Origin of the sequence: Streptomyces sp. SP18CS02 (genome assembly GCF_036322365.1) — a bacterium.
Classification (GTDB): Bacteria; Actinomycetota; Actinomycetes; order Streptomycetales; family Streptomycetaceae; genus Streptomyces.
Genome location: NZ_JAQYXC010000231.1, coordinates 1 through 472, shown reverse-complemented (window position 1 = coordinate 472; position 472 = coordinate 1). Strand labels below are relative to the sequence as shown.

At 72.0% G+C, this 472-nt stretch carries 1 pseudogene; it reads left to right on the top strand.

The features are described 5' to 3' along the window. A pseudogene (locus PUR26_RS02285) lies at positions 1–472 on the top strand (AfsR family transcriptional regulator); the annotation flags it as partial.

Below are 472 nucleotides of genomic sequence, written 5' to 3'. Positions count from 1 at the left end.
GGGCGGTGGAGGGGCACGGGGGTGATGCGTTGGCGCGTCTGGTGGAGCATTGCGCGCGGCGGCGGATGCTGGTGGTGCTGGACAACTGTGAGCATGTGGTGGGTGCGGCCGCGGTGGTGGCGGAGCGGCTGGTGGGGGTGTGTCCGGGGGTGACGGTGCTGGCGACCAGTCGTGAGCCGTTGGGGGTTCCGGGGGAGCTGGTGCGGGCGGTGGATCCGTTGCCGGAGGTGATGGCGTTGCGGTTGCTGGCGGAGCGGGGGGCGGCGGCGCGGCCGGGTTTCCGGGTGGGGGACGATCCGGTGGCGTGCGGGGAGATCTGTCGTCGTCTGGACGGTCTGCCGCTGGCGATCGAGCTGGCGGCGGCGCGGTTGCGGGTGTTGTCGGCGCGTCAGATCGCTGATCGTCTGGATGACCGGTTCGCTCTGCTGACCAGTGGCAGCCGGACGGTGCTGCCGCGTCAGCAGACGTTGCG